Genomic DNA, 476 nt, shown 5'->3' with positions numbered 1-476 from the left:
GTGTCGGCGGTGGCTACGCAGGGTGCGTGGACGAAGGTCACGGCGGGGTCCGTGTCGGGGTGGGTGGATTCGTCGCGGTTGTCGTCGTCGAAGCCGTCGTTGCCGGTGACGTCGAAGATGCAGGTGAAGTCGAAGGTTGTTGCTCGGGCGGCGTTGACGGGTAACAGTGCTGCGGTGATGACGTTGGCTGCGGGGTCGGAGGTCACGGTGGTGGACTCCGATGGGTCGTGGCGTGCGGTCAGGTCGGGGAGCTCGACGGGGTGGGTGTTGTCGTCGGCGTTGGTCGCACGGGCCCCGAAGGCGATGTTCGTGACGCGGGCGGTGCATGTGTGGTCGTCTGCGGGTGGGTCGCAGTTGGGGTCGTCGTGGGTGACGGGGGGGTCGGTGTCGGCGGGGTGGGGGGGGTCTGGTACGGGGACAGGGCGGGGAGGGTCTGGGTGGGCTCCGGGAGTTGGGGTCCCCCGCGGCGTTTGCCT

The 476-nt window shown here is 69.5% G+C and carries 2 protein-coding genes; one reads left to right on the top strand and one right to left on the bottom strand.

Annotation, left to right across the window (positions count from 1 at the left end; translation table 11 throughout):
* Positions 1–206: hypothetical protein (locus KVT44_RS59725; RefSeq protein ID WP_254651239.1), on the bottom strand; the 206-nt coding region annotated here is incomplete at its 3' end.
* On the opposite strand from KVT44_RS59725, the gene KVT44_RS61370 reads away from it, so the two are divergent.
* Positions 118–476, top strand: a 359-nt coding sequence (locus tag KVT44_RS61370) for an SH3 domain-containing protein (protein WP_368857620.1), incomplete at its 3' end; no start/stop codon positions are given. The two genes, KVT44_RS59725 and KVT44_RS61370, sit on opposite strands and share 89 nt — an antisense overlap.

It is taken from the genome of Streptomyces sp. GbtcB7 (assembly GCF_019091445.1).
In the GTDB taxonomy this organism is placed as follows: Bacteria; Actinomycetota; Actinomycetes; order Streptomycetales; family Streptomycetaceae; genus Streptomyces; species Streptomyces mirabilis.
The sequence above is the reverse complement of the archived record's forward strand: the minus strand, read 5'-3'. Positions and strand labels throughout refer to the sequence as shown.